Source organism: Streptomyces sp. NPDC006385 (genome assembly GCF_040612485.1).
GTDB lineage: Bacteria > Actinomycetota > Actinomycetes > Streptomycetales > Streptomycetaceae > Streptomyces.
In genome coordinates this window covers 67,752-93,127 of record NZ_JBEXQG010000022.1, presented here as the reverse complement: position 1 = coordinate 93,127, position 25,376 = coordinate 67,752, and the positions used below count along the sequence as shown (strand labels likewise).

Below are 25,376 nucleotides of genomic sequence, written 5' to 3'. Positions count from 1 at the left end.
GTCGGCATACTAATTTGTAAACCGCCATGACGAAATAGTCGTGGCGGCAGTCGTCAGCAAGCGAGGAGCCGCGGCATGAGCTACCAGCCCACCCCCGAGGACAAGTTCACCTTCGGACTGTGGACCGTCGGCTGGCAGGGACGGGATCCCTTCGGCGACGCCACCCGCCGTGCCCTCGACCCGGTCGAGACGGTGCGGCGCCTGGCCGAGCTCGGCGCCCACGGCGTCACCTTCCACGATGACGACCTGATCCCCTTCGGGTCCTCGGACAGCGAGCGCGAGGCGCACATCAAGCGTTTCCGTGAGGCACTCGACGCGACCGGCATGAAGGTGCCGATGGCCACGACCAACCTCTTCACCCATCCCGTCTTCAAGGACGGCGCGTTCACCGCCAACGACCGCGACGTGCGCCGTTACGCGCTGCGCAAGACGATCCGCAACATCGACCTGGCGGTCGAGCTGGGTGCCGGGACATATGTCGCCTGGGGTGGCCGCGAAGGTGCCGAGTCCGGCGCTGCCAAGGACGTGCGCGTGGCTCTGGACCGCATGAAGGAGGCCTTCGACCTCCTCGGCGAGTACGTCACCTCCCAGGGCTACGACCTGAAGTTCGCGATCGAGCCCAAGCCGAACGAGCCGCGCGGCGACATCCTGCTGCCCACCGTCGGCCACGCGCTGGCGTTCATCGAGCGCCTGGAGCGCCCCGAACTGTACGGCGTCAACCCCGAGGTCGGCCACGAGCAGATGGCCGGGCTCAACTTCCCGCACGGCATCGCGCAGGCGCTGTGGGCGGGCAAGCTCTTTCACATCGACCTCAACGGCCAGTCCGGCATCAAGTACGACCAGGACCTGCGCTTCGGCGCCGGCGACCTGCGCGCCGCCTTCTGGCTGGTCGATCTCCTGGAGAGCGCCGGCTACACCGGGCCCCGCCACTTCGACTTCAAGCCGCCGCGGACCGAGGACCTCGACGGCGTGTGGGCGTCGGCGGCGGGCTGCATGCGCAACTACCTCATCCTGAAGGAGCGTTCGGCCGCCTTCCGCGCCGACCCGGAGGTCCAGGAGGCCCTGCGCGCCTCCCGCCTGGAGGAGCTGGCGCAGCCGACGGCGGCGGACGGCCTGAAGGCGCTGCTGGCGGACCGCACGGCGTTCGAGGACTTCGATGTCGAGGCGGCCGCCGCGCGCGGAATGGCCTTCGAACGCCTCGACCAGCTGGCGATGGACCACCTGCTGGGCGCCCGCGGCTGAGGCCACGCGCGCGTGCGCCGCTGTCGCTGACCTGCCGCGTGTGAGCCGACCGTCGAAGGGCCGGTCGCACGCGGTAGAGGTCGGACCGGTCGCACGCGGTACAGGTCCGGCCGGTCGGCCGGTCGCACGCGATGCGGTTCGGTGACCGTCTCCGCGCGAAATGTTCCGGAACCATGCGCTCCCGGGCATGGGCCTGTATCAAGTCCCGCGAAGGGGTCGCGTCCTGGGCGGTGCGAGGCGACTCTTGAGGGCATGGCCATGCCGCCCGTACCGCCTCAGCCGCCAGGACCGCCGGGTGACACGCCGCCTCCGGGCGGCTACGGACCGCCCCCCGATGGCTTCGGCGGCGGACAGGGGAGCTACGGGTCCCCTCCGGGGCACAGCGGCCCGCCCTCGTACGGTGGTTGGCCGCCGGAGCCGCCCGACGAAGGCGGTGGGCCGGGGCGGCGGCGCAATCCGCTGTTCATCCTGCTCGCCGTGATCGCGGCCGTCGTGGCCGTCGGAGCCGTCGTGGCCGTGGTCCTGATGGCCTCGGGAAGCGACGACTCGCCCGGTGGGACTCCACCCGCCGAGACCAGCACGAGCGGCTCACCCAGGCCGTCCATCAGCATCCCGACCAAGCTCCCCAGCAGCCTGCCGAGCGACCTGCCGACCTCACTGCCGTCGGGGTTCCCCACCGAGCTGCCCAGTGGCTTTCCGAGCGGTCTCGAATCGCTGATCCCCTCCCTGGAGGGCGAACTGCCGTAGCCGGGCCCGGCCGGCGCGAGGGCCACCGGTCGGGGCCGGCTCTCGCCCGCCGGGCCGCCAGGCAGGTCCTACGGCTGTCCCTGCCCGGTCGCGAGCCCCGCCGACGCCAGCGCCGTCGCCGGATCCTGCGCAGGGCTCCCCGCGGGCACCCAGCGGCCGCGTTCCTTGCGATACGGCCACCAGCGTCCGTCCCGTCCCAGGCGCAGTTGGCTCGGCGCACCGACGACCGTCCATCGGTTGCCCTTGGCCCGCAGCGACGGCCGTTCGTCCTCGTCCCAGGCCGACTCCAGGGCGGCACGCGCGCGTGCGAGCGTTTCGCCCTCTGCGGTCCACACCTCGTCGAGCACGGACAGCGCGGCGACGCCCCCGAGGTGCCAGGCGCGCACGGCCGTCGCCAGCCCCTCCCGTCCGCGCCCGGACCCGTCGGCCAGCCGCTCGGCCACCTCCGCGCGGGGGGAGCCGGCGGCGAGGCGGACGGCGTCCTGGGCGAACGTCAGCTCCTCGTCAGCAGCCTCCTGCCCGGTGCCGGAGCGCAACACTGCGGCGAGTAGACGATGTGCCTCAACGGCGGTTCCGGCGGCCAGGAACTCCAGTGCGGCAGCGTCGACGCCGGGCCCTGGGGGTGTCTCGGTGTCCAGGGACGGCGGCACTCCCGGCTCGGCGGGCAGTTCGGGCAGGGCGGGCAGCGGCGGCAGGATGCCGCCCGTCGCGTACGCCTCCGCGGCATCCACGCCCTCCGGCTCGGACGGTGCGGCCGGCGTGCCGGCCGACGCGGCGCTACGGGCCTGGAGGTCGTCCAGGAGGTCGCGTTCGCCGCGTCCGCGCATCAGCAGCAGGACGAAGGGATCCTGGTCCAGGAGCCGTGCCAGCTGGTAGCAGAGAGCGGCTGTGTGCCCGCAGTGGTCCCAGGCGCCGCATCCGCACTCCGGTTCCAGATCGCCCAGGCCCGGCAGCAGTTCGATGCCCATGGTGGCAGCGTCCTCCACCAGGTGCGGCGGCATCTCGCGGTCCAGCAGCGCCGCGACGTGCCCGGCCCGCTCCACGGTCATGTCAAGGAAGCGGTCCCACTGCCGCGCGGACAGCTCCTCCAGCAGCACGTCGGCCCGGTGTGCCGTACGGTCCCGGCCCTGCACGACGGCCGTGATGCGCCCCGGGCGCACCGACACCGCACCGACCGCTCCCGCGCGCGCGAGCCTGCGGCCGGCCTTGAGCTGCTCCGAGTCCAGAGCCGTCTCCTCCAGCGCCTTCAGCCAGACCTGGCCCCACCACGTCCGGGCGAACCCCCGCCCGTGCGCGGGCGGCAGCGCCGCGAACGTGCGCTCCAAGTCACCGTCGTGTCGAATCATCGGGCGCCCCCTCGCAGTTCCACCAGATCGGCCAGCTCCGCGTCCGTCAGCTCCGTCAGCGCCGCCTCCCCGGCGCCGAGCACCGCGTCGGCAAGCTCCCGCTTACGGTTCAGCATGTCGGCGATACGGTCCTCGATGGTTCCCTCGGCGATCAGCCGGTGCACCTGCACGGGCCGGGTCTGGCCGATGCGGTAGGCACGGTCGGTGGCCTGTGCCTCGACGGCGGGGTTCCACCACCGGTCGTAGTGGACGACGTGTTCGGCGCGGGTGAGGTTCAGGCCGGTGCCCGCGGCCTTCAACGACAACAGGAACACGGGCACTTCACCGTCCTGGAAGCGCCGCACCAGGGCCTCGCGCTCGGCCACGGGCGTTCCACCGTGCAGGAACCGCGAGGGCACTCCGCGCGCCGACAGATGCTGCTCGATGAGACGCCCCATGCGCACGTACTGGGTGAAGACCAGCACGCCCGCCCCCTCGGAGAGGATGGTGTCGAGCAACTCGTCCAACAGCTCCAGCTTCCCCGAGCGTCCGGCGATCCTCGGCCGCTCCTCCTTGAGGAACTGCGCCGGGTGGTTGCAGATCTGCTTCAGTCCCGTCAGGAGCTTCACGATCAGGCCGCGTCGCGCCATGCTGTCGGCGCCCGCGATCTCCGCGAGCGTCTCGCGGACCACGGCCTCGTACAGCCCCGCCTGTTCCGTGGTCAGGGACACGGCGCGATCGGTTTCCGTCTTCGGCGGCAGCTCCGGCGCGATCCCCGGGTCCGATTTGCGTCGGCGCAGCAGGAACGGGCGTACCAGCCGGGCGAGGCGCTCGGCGGCGGCCGGATCCTGGCCACCTTCCACGGCCTGCGCGTAGCGGGTGCGGAAGGTGCCGAGCCGGCCCAGCAGGCCGGGGGTCGTCCAGTCGAGGATCGCCCACAGCTCCGACAGGTTGTTCTCGACCGGGGTGCCCGTGAGCGCCACGCGCGCGCGTGCGCCGATGGTGCGCAGCTCCCGCGCGGTCGCCGAGTACGGGTTCTTCACGTGCTGGGCCTCGTCCGCCACGACCATGCCCCACGGCACCTCGGCGAGCCTGCGGGCGTCCAGGCGCATCGTGCCGTACGTGGTGAGCACGAACTCCCCGTCCGCCACGCCGTCCAGGTCGCGCCGCGCACCGTGGAAACGCCGCACGCGCGTGCCGGGTGCGAACTTCTCGATCTCGCGCTGCCAGTTGCCCATCAGGGACGTCGGACACACCACCAGCGTAGGACCGGCGGACGCCGCGTCGGACTGGCGGTGCAGATGCAGCGCGATCAGGGTGATCGTCTTACCGAGACCCATGTGGTCGGCCAGACAGCAGCCCAGTCCCAGGGACGTCATCCGCGCCAGCCAACTCAGACCCCGGCGCTGGTAGTCCCGCAGCGTGGCCGCGAGGGCCGCGGGCTGACCGACGGGTTCCTGCCCCTCGGGATCCGAGAGCCGCTCACGCAGCGCCGCCAGCCACCCGGTGGGCCGGACCTCGACCTGGCGACCGTCCACCTCGGTGGAGCCCGTCAGGGCGGCGCCGAGCGCGTCGACGGGCGTCACCTTGCGGTCCTGTTGCGCGCGGGCGCGGCGCACCTCCTGCGGATCGACGAGGACCCACTGGTCACGCAGCCGCACCACGGGGCGGTTCGACTCGGCGAGACGGTCCAGCTCCTCGCGCGTGAGCCGCTGGTCGCCCAGCGCGAACGACCAGCTGAAGGCCAGCAGCGCGTCGGCGGACAGGAACGACGGCGTGTCCGAGGAGAGTCTGCCGGGAGCGGACTCCTCGTCCGGTGGGCCGATCACGACGCGGGCGGTCAGCTCGCGGGTGAGTTCCTTGGGCCAGTGCACATCGACGCCGGCGCCGGCGAGGGCCCTGGCGCCCTCCCCGAGGAGGTCGGACACCTCCTCGTCGGCGAGGTCCACGGTGTCCGGCACGGTCGCCGACAGCAACGGCGTGAGAGGGTTCCACGCGCGCGCAGCCCGGCGAAGCGCCAGCAGGGTGTCCATCCGCGCGCGGGGGCCGAAGGCACCGGACCCCGCCCACACGTCACCGGCGTCCGCGACCAGCGTCGGATCGCTCACGCTGTGCACCTGCAGCACCGCCCGGAACCGCAGCGCCGCGTCGTCCTGCGTAGCGAGGGCCAGACCGGGGACCTCGAGCCGCAGGGAGAGCCTTACGCCCGCGTCGTGGCCCGCGGCGACATCGGCGGCCCATGCGTGCAGTTCGGGTAGGTGCTGTGGCCCGGACGCCGCATAGGCGGGCCCGCCCGTCACGAGCGCCGCCGCGGGGGAGCGGGGCAGCGTGTCGGCCACCGCGTCCAGGAAGGCCCGCAGCAGTCGCTCCGGGTCCGGCAGCCTCGGTGACTCGGCGTCCCCCAGCGGCACGGCGTGCGCTTCGGGGGGCATCGCGGCGGCGAGATCCCGGATGCGGTCGACGTCCTCCGGTCGCAGAGGGCCGACGCGCCAGGCATCGTGGTCGCCGGCCGAGAGGCCCGGCAGGAGCGCGCCACATGCCACGAGTTGCAGGGCCAGCACGGAGGCGGCGCCCCAGAACACGGCCGCTCGGTGCCCCTGCGTGCGGGCACGCGCGCGTGTCAGCACAGGCAGGGCGGCACGCACCGGCAGCACCACGGCCGGCACGCTCACCAGCGTGACACCGTCCTCGCCGGGCAGGGCGACGGTCACGTCCTCGACGGACCCGGACGCGACGAGCGGAACGGCGCCGCCGTCGGCCCGCCAGAAGGCGACCCGGCCGGTGCGGGCAGGATCAGCGGGGGTGAACACGGCACAGCACGACGCCAGTTCGGAGATCTCGGACGGTGTTGCCTCGGGAAGCCTCGGCACAGCTCTGCAGCTCTCCTCAAATTTGACTACTCGGGTCGAGTGGCCGAGGGTACAGCACTTCGGCGACACATCCGGCATGACTGGACCGTGACCTGGGTCACTCATCGGTCGGGGTGGGTATGTCCTCCTGTGCGGAGCCCGGTGCGTCGACCTGCGCGGCGGCTGCCAGCCGAGATCCGTGACCACTAGGGGCCGCACCTCAGGGTCGTCTCAGGGTCGGGGTTCGGAACCGCTGGAAGCGCGGACCCGTTTCCAGGACAGAGAGCGGCAATGACCGCGAAGGAGGCGACGCACATGTCGAAGAACGCGAAGATCGCAGCGGGGGGTGTGGCGGCCGGTCTCATCCTGCTGATCTGGCTGCCCTGGTGGGCGGCGCTCCTGATAATCCTGGGAGTCCCGGCCGCCGCGTACCTCATGCTCGACCCGTCTCAGCGGCGCAGGCTGCGCCGCGCGACGCGCAAGGAGATCGGTCGCTGACCCTCACCTGGCGGCGGGTGCGGCCGGTGTGGACAGCGCGCAGGAGTGGAGCACATCGCCGTTCGCGGGCCTGCCGACGGTACGGTCCGCGGGCGGTCGAGTGCCTTGCTCCACCCACGCCACCAGTGCGTCGAACGCCGACCGGTAGCAGGGCAGGATCGGACGAAGCCGGTCCGGATGGGTGTCGTACAGCCCGTCGACGTGCGTACCGCCCGTGATCGTGAAATAGCGGTGCAGTGGTCCCCGCCCGCTCGCGTCGATCATGCGCGCGTACACGTCCGAGTCGGCCGCCTTCGGCAGCAGCGCGTCCAGATCGCCGTGCAGCGTGATCAGTGGTCGGCCGATGCGCCCCGTCAGCGCGACGCGGGCCACCGCGCGGCGGACCGGTGCCGGGCGCGACGCGTAGTCGTACGTCGCATCGGACGCGCACGGCGCCAGGATCTGTTCCGGCGTGGTCCCGGCGGACCGGCCGGGGCAGCCGGGGTCGTACGCCGGGTCGAACTCGGCGCGATAGATCTTCTGCGTGACTCCCCAGTAGGTCTGCTCGTGGTACGGCCACAGGAACTCGGAGCCGCGCGCGAAGCCGACCGAGTACAGGTCCTCGTCCCGCGCGGAGCCGAGCGTGCGCGCCACTGCCGTGGGCAAGGAGGTGAGCAGGTTGGGACCGTCCGCGGTCCACAGGGCGCCCTCCCAGTCCACGCCGCCGTCGTACAGCTCGGGGCGGTTCTCCAGTTGCCAGCGGGTGAGATAGCCGCCGTTGGAGATGCCGGTCATGTAGGTACGGCGGGGCACGTCCCCGTAGCGCTGGGCCACCGCCTTGCGGGCGGCCCGCGTGAGCTGAGTGGTCCGTGTGTTCCACTCGGCGACCGCGTCTCCGGGCCGCTTGCCGTCGCGGTAGAAGTCGGCGCCGTTGTTCCCCTTGTCGGTCGCCGCGTAGGCGTAGCCCAGCGCGAGCACCTGATCGGAGATCGCCGTGTCCGTCGCGTACTGCCTGCGGGTGCCGGGGGCTCCGGTGACGACCAGTCCGCCGTTCCAGCGGTCCGGCAGCCGGATGACGAACTGTGCGTCGTGCCGCCAGCCGTGTGTGGTGTTGAAGCGGGAGGAGTCCGGGAAGTACCCGTCGATCTGAATTCCGGGGACCCCGGCCGGAGTCCGGGTACCCCGCGCCGTCAGCCCGGCCTGGTCGGCCATGTCGGTGTGCGGCGTGCCGGCGAGTCCGGAGGTGGTCAGATCCGGGAGGCAGGCGCTCTGCTGGAAGGCCGCGCCCGGCACGTGTACGTGTTCCTGGCCGGGGCAGTGACGCTCCCCGACTGCCGTTGCCGTGGCGGGAGTCGGCCAACCGAGGGCACCGGCCAGCAGCGTGGCGGCGACGAAGGGAACACATCGGTACAGGCGCACGACGGCCTCCTGGAAGGCGGGAGACGGAGGACCGCGGAGAGAGGACCGCGGAGAGAACGGAGCCGCGAAGGCTGCCTCATGGTGCGACCCTGGCCCGGCACCTGCCATGGGTTGGGACCACATGGAACGCCGTCGCCGAATGGGGTCCCGAGACAGGGGCGCCGCACAGGAGGACTACCGGGACGACGGAAGGTGTGACGCCGCGGAACGCCCTATCGGCGGTCCCGCGGTCTGCTGACGCTCACCACGAGCCTCCGGAGTGCCCCGGCCCTTCCACCTGCACCGGGGCGCGCGACCCGTACCGGCGACCGCACCAGTGCCGGCTGCCGGCTGCCGCACGCCGTCTGCGGGCTTGCTGCCGGGTCGCCCGGCGAGCGGCTCAGCTGGGGCGTACGGCCATCTTGTCGAGCGCTGCCAGCAGCCCGGGCAGCTCGGGCCCGCGGCCCACCGGGAGCACCTCGCCGGGTTCGTCGTCGAGGAGCACGAACGCGATGTCGTCGGTCCTGGCGACGAGCGACCAGCCGGGGCCGTCCGCGCGCAGGGTGCGCGCGTCACCGGGAGCGAACGACGACCGGACGCGGCCGAGGGGTGGCGGGGTTTCCACGTACGCGCGTGCCTCTGCGAGGACGCGCCGGATGCCGCTGTGGCCTCCCGGGCCGCGGCCCTTCTCGGCGTCTTCGTCCTCGCCTTCGCGCTCGCCTCCGCTGTCGTCCGTGTCAGCGGCGGCGGTGTCCGACACACCGCCCGGCGTCGCGAAGTCGGCGTCGTCGAGCTGCTCCCGCCAGGTCGCCCACTGCAACGCGATCTCGTCCGCGCCCAGGCGCCGCTGAGCCGGGCCCCACACGCTCGTGTCCGGCGGCGCCAGTGGTGGACCGTCGGAGATCTCGGGATCCGGATCGTGCGGCGGGGGCACGTTGGGGGCGGCGACGGCGACCGCGAGGGGCCATCCGGGCAGAGCGGCCACGACGGTGCGCTCGTCGGGCGACAGGTCGTACTCCATGCCGCAGTCCCAGGACGCGATGGCGACGGCGACCAGGGAGACGTCGTCGATGACGACCGTCCACCGGGCGCCGTCGCCGTCCTGGCCGAGCACCAGGCCGTAGCCGTCGGCGAGCGGCGCGAGGCCGAGCGCCGCGCAGGCCTCCGGGTAGTCGTCGCCCAGCACGCTCGGGAACTTCGCCGGCGTCAGCAGCACCGCCGTGAGCACGTAGAGCGCATCGTCCGCGGCGGCGACGGCCCCCTCGTCCGTCCCTGCCATCCCAGCCTCCCCATCGGTTCGTCCGTCGGCGCGCACCCTAGTGCGACCGGAAGCCGCTTGTCACGACTCCCACAGACACCCGGAGCTGCAGTTCTCCGACCGACAGGGCGAATCGACCGCGATTGTCCGCGGTGTCAGGCCGCCGGAAGCCCGAGGAGCGAGCGGGCCACGGTCTGCGGCGACTCGTCGCGCTCCCGGGCGAGCGCGACGACGGCCCGGCACGCCAGCTCGCTCACCCCGAACGACAGCGCCTCCGGAGACACCCAGCCGGCGGCCTCGTCGAGCCGCTCCTGGTCGTCCTCCGCGCGTGCCGACACATACACGGCGGCGGCCTCGAACAGATTGTGCGTGCGCCGGTCCTTGCCGGTGTCGGACTCCGCGCGCATGGACCGCAGAAATCTCGCACCGGTTTCGCGCAGCCTGCCCCACATACTGATCACCTTCCCCCTCACGGATGACCTGACTGGTCATCCTGGCTGATCATCCATCTTCCATCAATCAACGTAGAGTTGAGGCTTCGGCGGCAGAAGGGGGAGGGCGCGGTGAAGCGCTTCGAGCGGCTCGAACAGATCCGGCGGATGGACCCGTTCCACGAGGCTTCGGAGATCTACCGGCTCACCGCCGCGTACGAATTTCCCTGGGACTTCACCCGGGCGCTGGAGCTGGCGCTCTATCGCACGTACGCCGTGCCCGCCATCGGCCGGCTGCTCGCCGAGACGGCCGAGCTGACGGATCGGTCACAGAAACGCTACGACGACACCTCGCTGCTCCTCGACGCCGTCGTCGAGCACGGCTTCGACAGTGAGCGGGGTCGCACGGCGATCCGCCGTATCAACCAGATGCACCGCAGCTACGACATCAGCAACGACGACATGCGGTACGTGCTGTGCACGTTCGTCGTGATGCCCAAGCGGTGGATCGACGCCTACGGCTGGCGCAGGCTCTCGCGCCACGAGATCGTCGCCTCCGCCGTTCACTACCGCACGCTGGGCCGGCACATGGGCATCAAGGACATCCCGGAGTCCTACGAGGAGTTCGCGGCCTGTCTCGACGCCTACGAGGAGGCCCACTTCGGCTGGGACGAGGGCGCACGGCGGGTCTCCGACGCGACCATCGACCTGATGGCCTCCTGGTATCCGCGAGCTCTCGCGCCCCTCCTGCGCACCTCGACCCTCGCCCTGCTCGACGAACCGCTCCTGAGGGCGTTCCGCTACCCGGCGCCGAGCGCCGCCACCCGCGCCCTCGTGCGGCGTGCGGTACGCGCGCGTGGCCGTGTCGTGCGTCTGCTGCCGCCGCGTCGGGCACCGCACTACGCACGCCAGAACCGGGAGATCAAGGGCTATCCGAACGGCTACCGGCTGGAAGAACTCGGCACCCGCCCGGTCCCGGGCGTCCGGGGCTGCCCCGTGCGGCACATCGACCCGTCAGCCGTCGAGTGAGGCGATCGTCTCGCGCAGCCAGGTGAGTTCGGCCCGCGACGTGGCCCGCGCGATGATCAGGATGCCGCGCCGGAAGGGGTCGTCCAGTTCCTCGGCGGGCAGCGGCCGGTCACCGTCGTAGAAGAAGCTCGCGGGCTCCTCGAGGAAGGCCAGCCGACGTCCCAGTACGGCGGACTGGGCCGCCGCGTCCTCCAGGTGCCGCAGGAAGGCGAGCACCGTGAACCACCTGTTCTCGTCGCTGATGTCCCGCGGGTCGGGCTCGGCGAGCCGGCGGCGCAGTTCCCCGCGGCCCGCTTCGGTGAGCGTCAGGACGTGACGCGGGGCGGCGACTGATCCGGGCTCCGTGGTGCGCGCCAGCAGGCCCGCCTTCTCCAGCCGCTTGATCGCGGGGTACAGCGTGCTCTCGGCGACCGGCTTCACGTGCCCCGTCAGCGCCGCGATGCGTTTGCGCAGCTCGTAGCCGTGGAGCGGGTTGTCGTAGAGGAATCCGAGGATGGCGAGCTCCAGCATGCCCACATTCTTGCTCAGATCTGCTGTACATCCATGAGGGCGTACATCGATATTACTATACATCGACTACGAGGTATATCGTCGTCGTCACCACGCGGACACGGAGGAGGGCGAGATGAGGCAGGCCGAGTTCGACGGCAAGGGCAACTGCATCCGCTGGACGGAGACGCCCGGGCAGGAACCCGCCCGGGTCTATGTGCACGGGCTGGGAGCGATCTCCTCCGTGTACCACGCCCACATCGCGGCCCGGCCCGAACTCGCGGGCCGACGCAGCCTGTTCGTCGACCTGCCGGGGCACGGCATCAGTGACCGGCCCCAGGACTTCGGCTACCGGCTGGAGGACCACGCCGATGCCCTCGCGGCGGCCCTGGACGAGGCGGGGGTGACCGGCGCGGAGCTGATCGCCCACAGTATGGGAGGCTCCGTCGCCATCGTGCTCGCCCACCGTCGGCCCGACCTCGTCTCCCGCCTGGTCCTCACGGAGGCCAACCTCGACGCCCTGCCCGTGCCCGCCGCGGGTAGCACAGGGATCACGGCCTACGCGGAGGAGGAGTTCGTCGGCGGCGGGCACGCGCGCGTGCTGGAGAGGGTGGGGCCCCTGTGGGCAGCGACCATGCGGCTGGCCGACCCGCGCGCTCTGCACCGCAGCGCCACATGGCTGCGGCGCGGTTCCGAGCCGATCATGCGCGACCTCCTCGAAGATCTGTCGATCGACCGCGTGTACCTTCAGGGCGAGCTCAGTGGTGAACTCCCGGGCAGCCGAGCTCTGGAGACCGCCGGCGTGCGTGTGGTGACCGTGCCCGGTGCCGGCCACAACGTCATGTTCGACAAACCCGATGCCTTCGTGGCGGCCGTCGCCGGGCAGGGCTGAGGCGTCAGGAATCCCGTACGGCCAGTGCCAGGAACCGGTCGTCCTCGTCGACGTACGACGTCATACGCCACCCGGAACCGGCCAGCAGTGGCCGGAGATTCGGTTCGGCCCGCAGGTCGTCCGGCGTGATCCGGCGGCCCTGCCGTGCGGCGAGCGCCGCCCTGCCGATCGGGTGGAACAACGCGAGCATGCCGCCGGGGCGCACCACGCGCGCCAACTCCCGCAAGTTCTCGGCCGGGTGCGGCAGGTGCGCGATGAGGCCGGCCGCGAACACGGCGTCGAGCGACTCCGACCGCAACGGCAGCGCGGCCACGTCGGCGAGCAGCAACTGCCCGTCCGCGTCGCGTCCGGCCCGTACGGCGGCCTCCAGCATGGCCGGGGTCAGATCGGCCCCCAGGACCACTCCCGAGGGCCCCACAGCGGCACGCAGCGGCGGCAGGGCGCGTCCCGTGCCACAGCCCGCGTCGAGCACGCGATCCCCCTCGCGCAGCCCGAGTTCGGCGGCCGCCGCCGCATAGGCGGGCCCGTCGTCGGGGAACCGGCTGTCCCAGTCGGCGGCGCGGGCGGTGAAGAACTCCTGCACGTGTGTGTGGTCGTCGCTCATGTTCCGCATGATCCCTCACCGGCACGGATGACGCCGCTGTGCACATGTTCGAGCGTGACGCGATCGTTCCGGTGCAGCTCTACGTCATATTCCAGCAGCTTTCGAAATGCGCCCCCGTTGTGCGCCCGTGCCCCGGCTAGCGTCCCGGAGCCATGGGACACCTGGACCACGCCGCCCTGGGGTGGCTGACCCCCGTGCTGTCGTACGTGATGGCGTGCATAGGCGCCGCGCTGGGACTGCGCTGCACCGTCCGCGCGCTCGGCGCCACCGGCCGGTCGCGCCGCAATTGGCTCATCACCGCGGCCTCGGCGATCGGCACCGGCATCTGGACCATGCACTTCGTGGCCATGCTGGGCTTCAGCGTCAGCGGCACCGACATCCGCTACGACGTACCGCTCACCCTCGTGAGCCTGCTCGTCGCCATGGCCGTCGTCTGCGCCGGCGTCTTCGCCGTCGGCTACGGCCGTGACCGGACCCGCGCGCTCTGCCTCGGCGGCCTCACCACCGGGCTCGGCGTCGCGAGCATGCACTACCTGGGCATGGCCGCCGTCCGACTGCACGGCGACGTCACCTACGATCCCGCCCTCGTCGCACTCTCCGTCCTGATCGCCGTCGTCGCGGCGACGGCGGCCCTGTGGGCGGCGCTCAACATCAAGTCGCCCGTCGCCGTCACCCTCGCCTCCCTGATCATGGGCGCGGCGGTCAGCAGCATGCACTACACCGGGATGTTCGCGGTCGGCGTGCACGTCACACCCTCCGGCGAGGTGCTGCCCGGGGCCACGGCGATGCAGTTCATCTTCCCCCTCGCCGTCGGCCTCGGGTCCTACCTCTTCCTGACCTCGGCCTTCGTCGCACTGTCGCCCACCACAGGGGAGCGCGAGGCGTCCGCGTCGGCCCAGCGGCCGGTCGAGGGCACCGCCGGCTGACGGCGGCCCCCGACCGGGGAGCGGCCGGTAAGTCACGCCCCGAACCACTTCCGAGCGAGGAGGCCATGCGTACCCCCCGTAGGACCACCGCAGCCGGCGCCGAGACGCCGCCCCCACCCCTCGTGCGCGGCCGCCGTGCCCACGCCGGACCACCGGCCGACGAAGGCCCGGAGGAGCCCACGGGCGTGGCACCGGACGACCAGGCCACACGCGCGGAACGATGGCGTATGCGGCCGCGCACCGTCCGCGCCAAGATCGTCTGTCTGCTGATGGTGCCGGTCGTGTCGCTGCTGGCCCTGTGGGCCCACGCCACCGTCAGCACCGCCCAGGACGTCTCCAGGCTGCGCCAGTTGCAGCGCGTCGACTCCGGGATCAGGACGCCCGTCGGGGCCGCCGTCGCCGCCCTCCAGGCCGAACGCGAGGCCGCGGTCCGCTACGCGTCCCACCCGTCCGCCGTGCGGAGCGACGACTACGAGAAGCTCGCGAAGGACACGGACAAGGCGGTGACGCGGTTGCGTCTCGGCGACGGCAACACGGTCGCCGACGGCGAGGAACTTCCCGCCGGAGTGGCCCGGCGACTGGATGCCTTCGTCACCGGAGCCGAGCGGCTGAGCACCGTACGCGGTGCCGTGCTCGACCGCCGCTCTGGCTGGGACGAGGCGTACGGCCGGTACACGAGGATCATCGCGACCGCGTTCTCGGTGGGCGGCGCCCTCAGCGGTATCCAGGACGCGGAACTCGGCTCCGACGCGCGCGTGCTGCTCGAATTCGCCCGCGCGGGGGAGGCCTTGGCGCAGGAGAACGTGCTCCTGGACAGCGCGCGCCTCGCCGGGCGCCTCGGCGGAGAGCGGCTGCGGCTGTTCACCGGCGCCGTCGGCACCCGCCGTAGCCTCACCGACTCCGCCGTCGCGGACCTGCGGGGTCCCGAACGCACGGCCTGGCGGCGCCTCGCCGACGGCGGCGCCTACGCGACCCTGGCCGCCGTCGAGGACAAGGTCCTCGCCACCGCGCCGGGCGCACGGGCGATCGACGTCGCGTCGGAAACCACCTGGAGCACGGCACACGCGCGCGTGCAGAGCGGTATGCGGACGATCGAGCAGGACGCCGGGCGCGGTGTCGCGGACCGTGCCGACCCCTTCACGCGCGGTCTGCTCACCCCGGCCGGTGCGGCGGTCCTCTTCGGCCTCGCCGCCGTGGCCGCCTCTCTCGTGATCTCCGTACGCATCGGCCGCGGCCTCGTCGTCGAGTTGGTCAGCCTGCGCAACAGCGCCCTGGAGATCGCCCGGCGCAAGCTTCCCGAGGCCATGCGGAAGCTGCGTGCCGGCGAGGAGATCGACATCCGGGCCGAGGCGCCGCCCGGACCACCCGCCGAGGACGAGACCGGTCAGGTCGGCGAGGCCCTGGGCACCGTCCATCGTGCCGCACTGCGCGCCGCCGTGGAACGCGCCGAGCTCGCCAGCGGCATCTCCGGGGTCTTCGTCAACCTCGCCCGCCGCAGCCAGGTCCTCGTGCACCGCCAACTGAGCCTGCTGGACAGCATGGAGCGCCGCTCCGACGACCCGAACGAACTGAGCGACCTCTTCCGGCTCGACCACCTCACCACCCGCATGCGACGCCACGCCGAGAGCCTCATCATCCTCTCGGGAGCGGCGCCGGGCCGCGCCTGGCGCATGCCGGTCTCCCTGACCAACGTGGTCCGCGCGGCCGTCTCCGAAGTCGAGGACTACGCGCGCGTGGAGGTACGGCAGCTCCCCGAGGCGGCCGTCATCGGCGCGGCCGTCGCCGACCTCACCCACCTCCTCGCCGAACTCGTCGAGAACGCCGCCCAGTTCTCGCCGCCGCACACGCGCGTGCGCATCACCGGCGAGCCCGTCGGCAACGGCTACGCCGTCGAGGTCGAGGACCGCGGCCTGGGCATGGGCAAGGAGACCCTCGCCGAGGCCAACCGCCGCATCGAACAGTCCGAGGCACTCGACCTGTTCGACAGCGACCGACTCGGCCTCTTCGTGGTCAGCAGGCTCGCGTCCCGGCACGGCATCAAGGTGCACCTGCGCACCTCTCCCTACGGCGGGACCACGGCGGTCGTCCTGTTGCCCACCGCGCTGCTGCACAACACCACGGCGGAACGTTCCCCCAGCGGCGAGGCGGTCCCCGAACAGTCCGCCGCACCTGCCTACGCGCGCGTACCCGCCGCCCACCGGCACCAGGAGCCCGTCCACCCGGTCGCCGACCGGCCCGCTCTGGTGGCTCCCGCACCGGCCGCGGCCAGGACCACGACCGACACCCCGCCCCCGGGAGTCACCACCTTGCGACTGCATCGCCCCCCGGACGACCCCGAAGCCTCCGACGACCTTCCGCGCCGGGTACGGCAGGCGTCCCTCGCCCCCCAACTGCGCGAGGGACGCCCCCAGCAACCACCGGCGACGACCGCCTCCCACCACGACGACCGGCGCACCCCCGAACTCGTCCGGGACCGCATGGCGGCGTACCGGGACGGCTGGACGCGCGGCGGCGGTAGGCAACCGGGCCGCGGTCCCACATCCGATTCCACAACGCGCAGCGACAGCAGCGAAGGAGACCTCGCATGACCCAGGACCCGAGCATGAGGGCCGCTCAGCGGTCCGGCGAACTCGACTGGCTGCTCGACGACTTGGTGCTGCGGGTGAGCGAGGTGCGGCACGCCGTGGTGCTGTCCAACGACGGACTCGCCGTGGGAGCGTCCTCCGACATCCGCCGTGCGGACGCCGACCACCTCGCAGCGGTGGCCTCCGGCTTCCACAGCCTGGCCAAGGGCGCGGGCCGCCACTTCGGCGCCGGCGGAGTGCGCCAGACCATGGTGGAGATGGACGACGCCTTCCTGTTCGTCGCGGCCGCGGGCGACGGCTCCTGCCTCGCCGTCCTCACCGCCGTGACCGCCGACATCGGACTCGTGGCCTACGAGATGGCACGGCTGGTCAAACGGGTCGGTGAGCACCTCTACACGCCGCCGCGTGCCGCCGCGCGGCCGCCCGCCGCCGGATGAGCCGGAAGGGCGGTCCGCGCACATGACCGAGGACACGACGGACGCGCCGCGCGAGCAGGGCAGCCAGTGGTACGACAACGAGGCCGGGCCGCTGGTCCGCCCGTACGCCATGACGGGCGGACGCACCAGACCCGGCCCCACCGGGGTGCGTTTCGACCTGATCGCCCTCGTCACCCTGGACGCCGCCGCGCCCGGTGCCGCCGACGACACCGCGCTCGGTCCGGAACACCGGGCCCTCATCGAGCTGTGCCGGACGGAGACGCAGTCGGTCGCGGAACTCGCCGCGGGCGCCGATCTGCCCGTGGGGGTCGTGCGGGTGCTCCTCGGCGACCTCCTGGAACTGGGCCGCGTCACGGTCAGCCGTCCGGTACCGCCCGCACAGCTTCCGGACGAACGGATCCTGCGCGAGGTGATCGCGGGACTGCGGGCGCTGTAGACGCCGTTTCAGAACCAGCCGGTCCCGCACGACACCCGATCGTGCATCCGGACGGACACCGAACAGGAACGAGCCGGTCGCCTCGGACAAAAAGCGGTCCGGCCCCACGAAGGACGGCCCTGGTTGTCATGATGCTGACTTCGCACAGTGACGTGACGTCGACCGATGCCGGTACTCCAGAGAGAAGTGATCGATGGTCTCCGAGCACTCCGACGCATCCGGTGGCGAGACGGCCGCCCTGGCGTTGAAGATCCTTGTCGCCGGTGGATTCGGCGTGGGCAAGACCACCCTGGTGGGCGCGGTCAGTGAGATCAAGCCGCTGCGCACCGAGGAACTGCTCAGCGAAGCAGGGCAGTTGGTGGACGACACCGACGGCGTCGACCAGAAGGCCACCACGACCGTCGCCATGGACTTCGGACGCATCACCATCCGCTCCGGCCTGTCCCTCTACCTCTTCGGCACCCCGGGCCAGGACCGCTTCTGGTTCCTCTGGGACGAGCTGTCGCAGGGAGCCCTGGGCGCGGTGGTCCTCGCGGACACCCGGCGCCTGGAGGACTGCTTTCCCGCCGTGGACTACTTCGAGCACCGGCACATCCCGTTCGTCGTGGCCGTCAACTGCTTCGCGGGCGCCAGGACCTACGGCGCCGAGGACGTCTCACGCGCCCTCGACCTGGACCGCGGTACGCCCGTGGTGCTCTGCGACGCGCGGGACCGCGACTCGGGAAAGGAGGTGCTGATCCGACTCGTCGAGTACGCCGGGCGGATGCACACCGCCTGGCTGCTCGACTCCGTAGGCTGACTGGTCCTCATCCGCCGTCGGCCTCCGGTGCCGACCGGCGCCAGGACCACCATCAGTCCGAGACGCCCTTCTCCGCCAGCACCTTCTCGATCGTGACGCGGACGAGGAGTTCACCCGGAACGCCATTGCGGGCGCCGAACTCCTCAGCGCGCTCCTCACCCATGTACCGCGCCCCGATACGACCTGCCCAGTGCCTCAACTCCTCGAGATCCTCCGAGAGACGGGCGTGGCCCCGCAGGACCACGAAGGCGTACGGCGGCCGGTCGTCGTCCACGCACAGCGCCACCCGGCCGTCACGGGCCAGATTGCGCCCCTTCACACTCGACTTGCCGGTGTTGAACACCACCTCGTCCCCGTCGAGCACGAACCATATGGGCGTGACATGCGGACTGCCGTCGGCCCGTACGGTCGACAGCTTTCCGGTGCGCGTACCGTGCGAGACGAACGCCCGCCATTCCTCATCGGTCATCTTCTTCGCCATGCCCCCCATCCTCCTTGCCCGCGGGCCGGATCGTCGGGGAGGGTGGCGAGGAGATCCTCCGGTGCAGGGGGAGACATCCACACGGGGAGAACGGACCATGGCGCAGAACCAGGGACTTGGCTGGTTGCTGGACGACCTGACGGAGCGCGTCGATCATGTGCGGCACGCGTTGGTGCTGTCCAACGACGGTCTGGTCACGGGCGCGAGCACGGGACTGCGACGCGAGGACGCCGAGCACCTCGCGGCGGTCTCGTCGGGACTGCACAGCCTGGCCAAGGGGTCGGGACGGCACTTCGGCGCGGGCAGAGTGCGCCAGACGATGGTCGAGTTCGACGACGCGGTGCTGTTCGTCACCGCGGCCGGCACCGGAAGCTGCCTGTGCGTGCTCAGCGGCGCGGAAGCCGACATCGGTCAGATCGGCTACGAGATGACCCTGCTCGTCAACCGAGTCGGTGAGCACCTCGACGTGGACGCCCGACAGCCCGAACGGGCACCCCTCACAGACCTCTGATCTGCTGTTTCGTCGCCCCTCGTGGAGTTATCCACAGGCTCGTCGCGCGATCCGCCCGACCGGCTACGGTTTTTGTCACGGCGAGCGCACTCAGTGTGAGCCACTGACTCCACGGGGGAGAACGACCATGTCGGGCGACACCATCACCAAACCTCACCAGCCTTCCTGCGCACCGGGTCGGGCCGCGCGCGAACTGGGACTGAAACGAGGCGAGTTGGACCTCGCCGTCCATCTCGGACTCATCCGGACCGTGCCCGACGAGGGAGGCGGGGGGCGGCGCGTCCCCCGCTCCGAGATCGAACGGGTGAGTTCGGGGGCCGGGTTCCCCGACTCGTTGCGGGAGCGCGTGCAGGTGGCGGGCACGTCGGAAGGCGCGCACCTCATGGAGGTGCCCCCGGGCAGGTTCACGCGTCTCGCCCGACTGGGCCTGGTGGTGCCGGTGAAGTGGTATCTGAACCGCTATCGGGCCGTGGTCTGGCTGTACCTGGCCGAGGAGCTGAAGCAGTTCGCCGCCGACGAGCGGAACGCCGCCCTGCTGAACGCCCGTCGGATGCCCGAAGGGCTGCGCGGCATGCTGGACGCGGGCGTGGATCTGCGGCCGCGCAACTGGCGCGGACGTCATCGGGGATTCCTGCTGCGTCAGGCCGACGGCCCATGGGAGGGCGCCGGAGCGCTGGCCGCCTTCCTGGATCCCGTCCAGATCGCGGAAATCGTCCCCGACCCCTATGAGCGCTCCCATCTGAACCGCTTCCGCCCGGGGCCGCCGGCGACCGGGGCGCCGGGTTCGCCGGCCACGCACATCGCCGAGACGATCATGACGGCGGACGACCCGGACGAGATCAGTCTGCTGCGGGCCGACCTGACGGCAGTCCTGGAGGAAGCGCGCGAGTGGCGGCCCGCGCCGCGTCCCACAGCGAACCGGGCCACGGTCCCGGGACATCCGGCACGACTCGGTTCGCTCCGGCCCAAGGAGCCGGAACCGTCGCGGGGCCTGCTGGGATGGCTTCGGCGCAGAAGCCCCCGGGGCACGACGCCCTGAACAGTCCCTCCTGGACAACGGACACGCACGGCCTGCGTTCCAGTTCGGGAAGCCGGTCCCGGTGATGATGAACGCATGGACGTCACCGAGGTACTCCTGCCTGGGGTCGGGCTTCGCTACGAGTTCACCAACCATGAGGGCGAGCGGATCGGCATCGTCGCGGAACGGACCGGTGAATTCGAACTGGTCGTCTACTCGGGTGGTGATCCCGACGAGGGCCGTCCCGTGATGCGGCTCAACAGCGAGGAGGCGGACGCGGTCGCCGAGATCCTGGGGGCGCCGCGGATCGCCGAACGCTTCGCCGACCTCACCAAGGAGGTACCAGGGCTGCTGGCGGGGCAGATCGAGGTCCGGTCCGCCAGCCCTTATGCCGGTCAGATGCTGGGGCGCACCAGGGCACGGACGAGAACGGGAGCGTCGATCGTGGCGGTGGTCCGTGGTGAGGATGTCATCGCGTCACCCACGCCCGATGAGGTGCTGCGGGCCGGTGATGTCCTCGTGGTGATCGGTACCCGCGAGGGGATCGCGGGCGTGGACGAGATCATCCAGGGCTGAAGGTGGACACCCCCGCGGCGCTGCTGCTGGAGCTCGGACTCCTCCTCACCGCCCTCAGCGTGCTCGGCGCCGTGGCGCGGCGCCTGTCACTCTCGCCGATCCCGCTCTACCTGCTGGCGGGCCTGGCGGTGGGCGAGGGAGGCATCGCTCCGGTCCCGGCCGCCGGTGAGTTCGTGGAGACCGGTGCCGCCATCGGGGTGGTGCTGCTCCTGCTCACTCTCGGCCTGCAGTTCTCGCTCACCGAGTTCACCGTCAGCCTGCGTCGCCATGTGCCCTCGGCCGTGGTCGATCTGGCGCTGAACGCGGCCCCGGGCGCGGTGGCCGGGTGGCTCCTCGGTTTCGACGGCCTGGGCATCCTGGCCCTGGCGGGCGCCACGTACGTCTCCTCCTCGGGCATGATCGCCCGGCTGCTGGCCGACCTGCGGCGGCTGGGCAACCGCGAGACCCCGGCCATTCTCTCCGTGCTGGTCATGGAGGACATCGCCATGGCCGCGTACCTGCCCCTGCTGGCTGTCCTCGCCGCCGGCGGCCCGTGGTGGCAGTCGGTACTCGGCATGGTGGCGGCGGTCGGCGCGGTCCTCGCCGCCTTCACCGCCTCCTATCGCTGGGGCCACCACCTGGGCCGGCTGCTGTCGCACCCCGATGCCGAACAACTTCTGCTCAGGGTGCTCGGCTTGACCCTGATCGTCGCGGCGCTGGCTGAGGTCGTCCACGCGTCCGCGGCCGTCGGGGCCTTCCTCGTGGGCCTTTGTCTGACCGGTGAGACAGCCGATCGGGCCAGGGCTGTGCTCAGCCCGCTGCGGGACCTGTTCGCCGCCATCTTCTTCCTGGGGATCGGACTGTCGGTCGATCCGGAGGACCTTGTGCCGCTGCTCCCTGCTGCGTGTGGGCTCGCCGCTGTCACAGCCGTGACGAAAATGGTCACCGGCCGGTACGCGGCCTCACGGGATCACGTCGGACGCCGTGGCCAGCTTCGGGCCGGCGCGGCGCTCATCGTCCGTGGTGAGTTCTCCCTCGTCATCATCGGGCTGGTCGGCGCGACGCATGACGGTCTTGCTCCGCTGGTCACCGCCTATGTCTTCGTCCTCGCCGTCGTGGGTCCGCTTCTCACCCATCTGGCGGGCGCCTCGCCCCGCGGACAGGGCCGGGCCAGGGGAGAGCCGGCGAGGTCACCGCACCCGTAGACGGTGGGGCCGGGCCGGCTGCTCCGGCCCAGCCCGCGGCGGCTACTCGGGGCGGTCTGCTCGTTCGAGCCTGGCCACCTCGAATTCCACCCGGACCTCGTCGGCAAGCCGCAAGGCGCCCAGGAACGCGGTGTAGGGCTTGATTCCCCAGGTGGACTGCGTGACGGTCGCCCACCCGCGCAGCAGCCTGTCCTTCGCCTTCCCGTGCACCGTCACAGGGTGCGTCCGGCCTTTGATGGTGAGGTCCCCGGTGATCTCGAAGGACTCGGGAGTTCCCACGATGCCGGTGGACCGGAACGTGATCGTGGGGTGCTCTGTGGTGTGCAGCAGGGCCTTGTCTCCCAGCGTCCGCTTGATCTCCGCACGGTCGGCGTCGGTGAGCGGCTTCAGTCCGCCCGTTCCCTCCCGCACCTCCAGCGAACCGGTCTCGACGGTCACCCGCACCGACGACCTGTCCGGGTCGCCGACGGCCACGACTGCTTCCCCGGACCATCGGGTGGCCTCGATCGTGAGATCGTGCCCCGCCCTGCGGCCCAGCCCCGCGCGGCCGGTCCTGATCAAGAGGCGGCCCGTTGACGGTCCGAGCCGGTAAGTTCCGTCTGTGAGCGTCACGGCGCCGAGAGTACGGGGCGGAGGCGGCCGGGGCGTCGAGAGGACCCGTTCGGCGTGTCTCCCGTCCTCGGGAGCCAGAGTGCCCAGACGTCTTCGCGCCCGAGGCAGCGGCTGGCTCTGCGGCCGTGTGAGCAAGAGCCCGCCCGTCGAACGCCGGGGCCGCACGGGGGCCGGGGCCGCCCCCCCACTCGGCCACCAGCTACCTATCGGGAACCGCCAGTTCACGGCCGCGGTAGAAGCCCTCCCGCTCCTCCACGACGTACGCGGCCATGTTCGCGCGCCGCTGCTTCTCCGGCTCGGAGTTCCGCCAGGAGTCGCATGCCTCTTTCGAGTCCCAGAAGGACACCCCGGTGATCTCCTGTCCGTCCTCGGACCAGTACGCGAAGGCCCGGCGCATGCCTCGCGGGTAGGGGTCCGGACGCCATGCCGCGCCGAATTCCTCCAAGGCGCCCGGCCGAATGCGGCGCGTCGTCACCCATACGAAGTGCTCCTCCACCTCGGCCCTCCTCCCATGCGGTTCGACTGGCCGACTTCTTTCAGACCACCGTAGGTTCCATGCGCCGCTTCCGCCTGCGGGGCGAAGGAGACCTGCCGATCACCGCGGCCACGGTCACGGGCGAGCCTGTGGCACGCCCGCGGAACTGGCCCGGCGGGCCGCCGCCCAGGCCGAGGTCCGCTGGACGGCCGACGACGGGACGTCCCGCCGCGAACGCACCGAGGACCCCTCACGGCTGGTCTGGGACCTCCACCGGCACGCGGACGGCCCGATCGCCGACCTGGAGGTCCGCCGCCCGACGCTGGAGGACACCTACCTGCACATGGTGCACCGGGAGGCCCACGGCACGGACCGGGCCGGGGACGAGGAGACACGGGTCGCATGAGGGGGACACACATGACGAACAGTCGGCGTGCCGGGCTCCAGCGCGGCGGCATCGAGCTGCGGCACCTCCTGCGCAACGGCAAGGAGATGTCCGGCCATCTGACCAACGTGGTCGTCGCGCTGCTCGTCGCCGCCTACGTCAGCGACGACGTGCCCGGCACCCGGACCCCGATGGCCCATCTGGTGCTGGCGGGCTTCGCCGCCTACCTGCTGTTCCAGATCGGGCTGATCAACCTCCCGCAGATGCTCGTGACCGAGCGGGAGGAGGGCGCCCTGCTGCGGCTGCGCGCCACACCCGGCGGGATACCGGCCTACCTCGTCGCCAAGTGTGTGCTGGTGGTCGTCGTGGCGGTCGGCACCCTGGCGCTGCTCCTGGTAGCCGCGGCGCTGCTGGTGGACGGGCCACTGCCGCACGGGCCGGGCGACTGGCTGACCCTTCTGTGGGTGACCACGCTCGGGCTGCTCGCCGTCGTACCGCTCGGCGCGGCCATAGGCGCCGTACTGCCCAACCCCCGCGAGGCACTGGCGCTGATCATGCTGCCGACCATGGGGCTGCTGATCACCTCGGGGACGGTGTTCCCGATCACCTCGCTGCCCGTGCCGGTCCAGCAGGTGGCCGCGGTCTTCCCGCTCAAGTGGATGGCGCAGGGACTGCGTTCGGCGCTGCTCCCGGACTCGGCGCGACCGCCGAGGTGGCGGGCTCCTGGGAGCTGCCCATGGTGGCCCTGGTCCTGACCGGCTGGGCGGTCCTCGGGTTCCTCCTCGCGGTGCCCCTGCTGCGTCGCGCCGCCCGCCGCGAGTCCGGCTCCCGGCTGACCGCGCGTCACCGCAAGGCGGAACAGAGCGGCGCGCTGTCCGCGCAGGTGGGTCGATGACGATGCCGGGGGCGGGGCCAGGCGCTGGTAGCGGTTCGAGAGGACGACGCGCCGACGGCCCAGGTGCCTTGGTCTACTCGGAACTGTCTTCCGGGACCTGGTAGGTCCTGGTCCAGGTGGCCCCGCAGCGGCAGGAGGACTGCTCCACGAGCTCACCGTTCTCGGTGACTCCCAGCCCCTCGTTGACGCGGACGTGCACGTGCTCGGACATGGGCGGACTTCCTTCCCATAAGCCTGCCGATCCGGCGGCAGCCTGAAAGCCCCCATTCTCGGCAGGTGGGACAAACCTCGCGTAGGAGCCACGTCACATCCTGTCGATCGGAGTTGCGGCGCATCACAGGAGGGTGTTCAGCCGCCCTCACTGATCAGCGGGCGAGGTGGTCAGGGTGTCCTGCTGGGGCTGCTCGTGGGTGTTCGCTTCGAGCGGTGGCGCGGCATGCAGCACTGCCAGCAGTGGCCGCAGGTGAATTCCACGCGCTCGACAGCCAGTTCGGTGATCATCGTCTTGCCTCCCTTCGGATGGCCGTCGGCTTTCGTTGCATTGCGGCTGTCCTTCCGGTCGCGGGCGGAGACAGCTGACGGGGTGGTGTCCGACCTGGCGGGGGAGTGCGGGGGCCGCCAGCAGGTTTCTGCGAACCGAACCGAACCGGACTGGCCAGGACTGGACCGGACTGGCCAGGACCGGGCAGGGCAGGTGCAGAGTGCGGAGCCCGGGCGTGCGACTGCTTCGGGCTACAGGGCTGGGGTTCGCCCGCATTGCCCGGGCGCGTCGGTGAAAGCCCGTGGCCCAGCCGCTTTCGGTGGGTCACGGGCCAGTACGCCTGTGCCGTCAGCCGGCGATTTCCTTCTTTTCCTCGGCGCGACTGACCTCGATCTTGCGGGACGTCGGCTGCTCAGCCACCGGGATCCTGACCGTCAGCACACCCGCGTCGTAACCGGCCTCGATGTGCTCCACGTCCAGGGTCTCGCCGAGGAACAACTGCCGCCGGAACACCCCGTGCGGCCGCTCCGCCGTGACCATCTCCGACTCGGGCACTTCCGGTGCGGGGCGCTCGGCGCGCACGGTCAGCACGTTCTGCTCGACGCTCAGATCGATGCTGTCCGGGGCGATACCAGGAAGGTCCAGGTGGACCCAGACCGCACCCTCGCGCTCGTAGGCGTCCATCGGCATGGTCACCGGCCGGGCCACGGAACCCAGCAGTTGCTCGGCCAGGCGGTCCAGTTCACGGAAGGGATCGGTGCGCAGCAGCATCGCCGTCACACTCCTCTCGGACAGTGACATGGGCCGTCTTCGACGACCGCTTCCACGAACCGC

The 25,376-nt window shown here is 71.6% G+C and carries 26 protein-coding genes and 2 pseudogenes; 16 read left to right on the top strand and 12 right to left on the bottom strand.

Annotated features, from left to right (window positions below; genetic code table 11):
• The first annotated feature begins 75 nt into the window (after positions 1–75).
• Entirely contained in the window at positions 76–1,242 is a 1,167-nt protein-coding gene (gene xylA / locus ABZ078_RS19350; RefSeq protein WP_356576772.1) for a xylose isomerase, read from the top strand.
• A gap of 252 nt (positions 1,243–1,494) precedes the next feature.
• Positions 1,495–1,989, top strand: a complete 495-nt coding sequence (locus tag ABZ078_RS19345; protein ID WP_356576770.1) for a hypothetical protein — start codon at positions 1,495–1,497, stop codon at positions 1,987–1,989.
• Between the two features lie 68 nt (positions 1,990–2,057).
• On the opposite strand, the gene ABZ078_RS19340 is transcribed toward ABZ078_RS19345, so the two are convergent.
• Both ABZ078_RS19340 and ABZ078_RS19335 read right to left on the bottom strand, forming a co-directional pair.
• Complete coding sequence (locus ABZ078_RS19340; RefSeq protein WP_356576768.1) at positions 2,058–3,335, bottom strand: SWF or SNF family helicase; 1,278 nt, start codon at positions 3,333–3,335, stop codon at positions 2,058–2,060.
• The gene (locus ABZ078_RS19335) at positions 3,332–6,184 is read right to left on the bottom strand and encodes a DEAD/DEAH box helicase (protein ID WP_356576766.1); all 2,853 of its coding nucleotides are present in this window, start codon (positions 6,182–6,184) and stop codon (positions 3,332–3,334) included. Before ABZ078_RS19335 ends, ABZ078_RS19340 begins: the two co-directional genes overlap by 4 nt.
• Positions 6,185–6,478: 294 nt before the next feature.
• On the opposite strand from ABZ078_RS19335, the gene ABZ078_RS19330 reads away from it, so the two are divergent.
• The gene (locus tag ABZ078_RS19330) at positions 6,479–6,661 is read left to right on the top strand and encodes a hypothetical protein (RefSeq protein WP_356576764.1); all 183 of its coding nucleotides are present in this window, start codon (positions 6,479–6,481) and stop codon (positions 6,659–6,661) included.
• Positions 6,662–6,664: 3 nt separating this feature from the next.
• Here ABZ078_RS19330 and ABZ078_RS19325 read toward each other — a convergent pair whose 3' ends face one another.
• The 3 genes from ABZ078_RS19325 to ABZ078_RS19315 all read right to left on the bottom strand — a co-directional run bounded on the left by ABZ078_RS19325 (position 6,665) and on the right by ABZ078_RS19315 (position 9,748).
• Positions 6,665–8,059, bottom strand: coding sequence for a tannase/feruloyl esterase family alpha/beta hydrolase (locus tag ABZ078_RS19325; RefSeq protein ID WP_356576763.1), 1,395 nt, complete (start codon positions 8,057–8,059; stop codon positions 6,665–6,667).
• A 379-nt stretch (positions 8,060–8,438) separates the two neighbouring features.
• On the bottom strand, positions 8,439–9,317 hold the full coding sequence (locus ABZ078_RS19320) for a hypothetical protein (RefSeq protein ID WP_356576761.1): 879 nt from the start codon (positions 9,315–9,317) through the stop codon (positions 8,439–8,441).
• A gap of 134 nt (positions 9,318–9,451) precedes the next feature.
• A complete protein-coding gene (locus ABZ078_RS19315; RefSeq protein WP_356576759.1) occupies positions 9,452–9,748 on the bottom strand; it encodes a hypothetical protein in 297 nt (98 codons plus the stop codon).
• A gap of 111 nt (positions 9,749–9,859) precedes the next feature.
• Here ABZ078_RS19315 and ABZ078_RS19310 point away from each other — a divergent pair, with 111 nt between their 5' ends.
• Complete coding sequence (locus tag ABZ078_RS19310) at positions 9,860–10,756, top strand: oxygenase MpaB family protein (protein WP_356576757.1); 897 nt, start codon at positions 9,860–9,862, stop codon at positions 10,754–10,756.
• On the opposite strand, the gene ABZ078_RS19305 is transcribed toward ABZ078_RS19310, so the two are convergent.
• Positions 10,742–11,266, bottom strand: a complete 525-nt coding sequence (locus tag ABZ078_RS19305; protein WP_356576755.1) for a PadR family transcriptional regulator — start codon at positions 11,264–11,266, stop codon at positions 10,742–10,744. The genes ABZ078_RS19310 and ABZ078_RS19305 overlap by 15 nt on opposite strands.
• A gap of 115 nt (positions 11,267–11,381) precedes the next feature.
• Between ABZ078_RS19305 and ABZ078_RS19300 the strand changes: the two genes are divergently transcribed.
• The gene (locus ABZ078_RS19300) at positions 11,382–12,137 is read left to right on the top strand and encodes an alpha/beta hydrolase (protein ID WP_356576753.1); all 756 of its coding nucleotides are present in this window, start codon (positions 11,382–11,384) and stop codon (positions 12,135–12,137) included.
• Between the two features lie 4 nt (positions 12,138–12,141).
• On the opposite strand, the gene ABZ078_RS19295 is transcribed toward ABZ078_RS19300, so the two are convergent.
• The gene (locus ABZ078_RS19295) at positions 12,142–12,741 is read right to left on the bottom strand and encodes a class I SAM-dependent methyltransferase (protein WP_356576751.1); all 600 of its coding nucleotides are present in this window, start codon (positions 12,739–12,741) and stop codon (positions 12,142–12,144) included.
• Between the two features lie 152 nt (positions 12,742–12,893).
• Between ABZ078_RS19295 and ABZ078_RS19290 the strand changes: the two genes are divergently transcribed.
• From ABZ078_RS19290 to ABZ078_RS19270, 5 genes are all read left to right on the top strand, one after another.
• On the top strand, positions 12,894–13,667 hold the full coding sequence (locus ABZ078_RS19290; protein WP_356576749.1) for an MHYT domain-containing protein: 774 nt from the start codon (positions 12,894–12,896) through the stop codon (positions 13,665–13,667).
• A 65-nt stretch (positions 13,668–13,732) separates the two neighbouring features.
• On the top strand, positions 13,733–16,255 hold the full coding sequence (locus ABZ078_RS19285) for a nitrate- and nitrite sensing domain-containing protein (protein WP_356576747.1): 2,523 nt from the start codon (positions 13,733–13,735) through the stop codon (positions 16,253–16,255).
• Positions 16,252–16,689, top strand: a complete 438-nt coding sequence (locus tag ABZ078_RS19280; protein WP_356576745.1) for a roadblock/LC7 domain-containing protein — start codon at positions 16,252–16,254, stop codon at positions 16,687–16,689. The genes ABZ078_RS19285 and ABZ078_RS19280 overlap by 4 nt, the downstream gene beginning before the upstream one ends.
• A 22-nt stretch (positions 16,690–16,711) precedes the next feature.
• Positions 16,712–17,125, top strand: a complete 414-nt coding sequence (locus ABZ078_RS19275; protein WP_356576743.1) for a DUF742 domain-containing protein — start codon at positions 16,712–16,714, stop codon at positions 17,123–17,125.
• Between the two features lie 193 nt (positions 17,126–17,318).
• The gene (locus tag ABZ078_RS19270; RefSeq protein ID WP_356576741.1) at positions 17,319–17,924 is read left to right on the top strand and encodes an ATP/GTP-binding protein; all 606 of its coding nucleotides are present in this window, start codon (positions 17,319–17,321) and stop codon (positions 17,922–17,924) included.
• 52 nt (positions 17,925–17,976) lie between these two features.
• Here ABZ078_RS19270 and ABZ078_RS19265 read toward each other — a convergent pair whose 3' ends face one another.
• On the bottom strand, positions 17,977–18,405 hold the full coding sequence (locus ABZ078_RS19265; protein WP_356576739.1) for a PPOX class F420-dependent oxidoreductase: 429 nt from the start codon (positions 18,403–18,405) through the stop codon (positions 17,977–17,979).
• 97 nt (positions 18,406–18,502) lie between these two features.
• On the opposite strand from ABZ078_RS19265, the gene ABZ078_RS19260 reads away from it, so the two are divergent.
• The 4 genes from ABZ078_RS19260 (at position 18,503) to ABZ078_RS19245 (ending at position 21,694) form a co-directional block, all read left to right on the top strand.
• Positions 18,503–18,916, top strand: coding sequence for a roadblock/LC7 domain-containing protein (locus ABZ078_RS19260; RefSeq protein ID WP_356576737.1), 414 nt, complete (start codon positions 18,503–18,505; stop codon positions 18,914–18,916).
• 127 nt (positions 18,917–19,043) lie between these two features.
• The gene (locus ABZ078_RS19255; RefSeq protein WP_356576735.1) at positions 19,044–19,955 is read left to right on the top strand and encodes a DUF6397 family protein; all 912 of its coding nucleotides are present in this window, start codon (positions 19,044–19,046) and stop codon (positions 19,953–19,955) included.
• Between the two features lie 75 nt (positions 19,956–20,030).
• Positions 20,031–20,510 carry a cation:proton antiporter regulatory subunit gene (locus tag ABZ078_RS19250; RefSeq protein WP_356576733.1) on the top strand — a complete coding sequence of 160 codons (480 nt, stop codon included), beginning with the start codon at positions 20,031–20,033 and terminating at the stop codon, positions 20,508–20,510.
• 2 nt (positions 20,511–20,512) lie between these two features.
• The gene (locus ABZ078_RS19245) at positions 20,513–21,694 is read left to right on the top strand and encodes a cation:proton antiporter (protein WP_356576732.1); all 1,182 of its coding nucleotides are present in this window, start codon (positions 20,513–20,515) and stop codon (positions 21,692–21,694) included.
• Positions 21,695–21,736: 42 nt separating this feature from the next.
• Here the strand turns inward: ABZ078_RS19245 and ABZ078_RS19240 are convergent, their stop codons facing one another.
• Both ABZ078_RS19240 and ABZ078_RS19235 read right to left on the bottom strand, forming a co-directional pair.
• Positions 21,737–22,306 (bottom strand): YceI family protein, encoded by a 570-nt coding sequence (locus ABZ078_RS19240; protein WP_356576730.1) that lies wholly within the window; start codon positions 22,304–22,306, stop codon positions 21,737–21,739.
• 199 nt (positions 22,307–22,505) lie between these two features.
• The gene (locus tag ABZ078_RS19235) at positions 22,506–22,802 is read right to left on the bottom strand and encodes a hypothetical protein (protein ID WP_356576728.1); all 297 of its coding nucleotides are present in this window, start codon (positions 22,800–22,802) and stop codon (positions 22,506–22,508) included.
• 121 nt (positions 22,803–22,923) lie between these two features.
• On the opposite strand from ABZ078_RS19235, the pseudogene ABZ078_RS19230 reads away from it, so the two are divergent.
• A pseudogene (locus ABZ078_RS19230) lies at positions 22,924–23,187 on the top strand (ABC transporter ATP-binding protein); the annotation flags it as partial.
• Positions 23,188–23,198: 11 nt separating this feature from the next.
• Positions 23,199–24,061: pseudogene (locus tag ABZ078_RS19225) on the top strand (ABC transporter permease).
• A 73-nt stretch (positions 24,062–24,134) separates the two neighbouring features.
• Here the strand turns inward: ABZ078_RS19225 and ABZ078_RS19220 are convergent.
• Entirely contained in the window at positions 24,135–24,272 is a 138-nt protein-coding gene (locus ABZ078_RS19220) for a hypothetical protein (protein WP_356576726.1), read from the bottom strand.
• Between the two features lie 618 nt (positions 24,273–24,890).
• On the bottom strand, positions 24,891–25,343 hold the full coding sequence (locus ABZ078_RS19215; RefSeq protein ID WP_356576724.1) for an Hsp20/alpha crystallin family protein: 453 nt from the start codon (positions 25,341–25,343) through the stop codon (positions 24,891–24,893).
• Between the last annotated feature and the right edge of the window lie 33 nt (positions 25,344–25,376).